1 protein-coding gene and 1 pseudogene are annotated in these 958 nt (G+C 39.1%); both read left to right on the forward strand.

Annotated features, from left to right (window positions below; all coding sequences use genetic code 11):
• The first annotated feature begins 194 nt into the window (after window positions 1-194).
• Window positions 195-393: pseudogene (locus IV54_RS12230) on the forward strand (hypothetical protein).
• Between the two features lie 50 nt (window positions 394-443).
• Window positions 444-958 (forward strand): Fic family protein (locus IV54_RS09615; RefSeq protein ID WP_057879130.1); only part of this gene is annotated, 515 nt, incomplete at its 3' end.

Raw genomic sequence — 958 nt, forward strand, 5'->3', positions numbered from 1 at the left:
CACCCCGAAGAACAGAACACTGACAATGAGCGTTCTTGAAATTAAACGTCATATGGACTCATTTAAGCCGTTTTAAGTGTTGCATGCATAATTATATTAAAACTGCTTTAAAATCGTTTAGAAGCAAAAATAGGTGCCTTAAGTGGTTGAACAGGTGATGACTGAACTAAGTGAAAGTGAAGGGAGCTTTTTAAATAATCAAACCAAGCAAAGAAGTCGAAAAAATAGAGCAATTGTTGGCTGACCCCTGGACAGTCAATATTTAAGGCATTTGGGAACAAGCGGCACATAATCCAGACCCTGATAAGCGCAAGTTGTTTGACGCGTTACACACTTACCTCTTAGATAAACGGCAAGAAAAAAATTATCAACGAAAAGCATTTCGTGATTTAACATGGACGAGTCAAAGAATCAGTGGTTGGAATGAAAAGGAGGCACAAAATATGACTAAGACACAAGCATATATGGACAAGTATCAATTTACAGTTGCAGAAAACAAACGGTTTGCTCGAACAAATTTTACCAAGCTAGTACACACTAGTGCCCGCTTTGAAGGCGTAAATACCACTTTGCCGCAAACACAAACCATTATGGACGGCATGAGTGTGGCAGGCGTTCCTGTTGAAGATATTTTGACAATTGTTAACTTAAAGCGTGGGTGGCAATATATCACTGATCAAAATTCCTCCTTAACGTTAACCATGGAAAAACAAATTAACAAGATTGTGGCCGCGGAAGACGCCTTAGTACCAGGAGAATTACGGCAAGGAAAAGGAGGAGTTGATTTAGGCAGTGAAGACTTTTTTGAACCACCCTTAATTAACGAAAAACAAGAACAATCCTTTTTACAAAAAATTTTGGCTGATCCGCAAACAACGACCACTGATAAAGCATTGACTGTTATGTATCATAATATGCGCCAACAAATCTTTTGGGACGGGAACAAAAGGACGGCGAC

Origin of the sequence: Levilactobacillus paucivorans (genome assembly GCF_001437125.1) — a bacterium.
Classification (GTDB): domain Bacteria; phylum Bacillota; class Bacilli; order Lactobacillales; family Lactobacillaceae; genus Levilactobacillus; species Levilactobacillus paucivorans.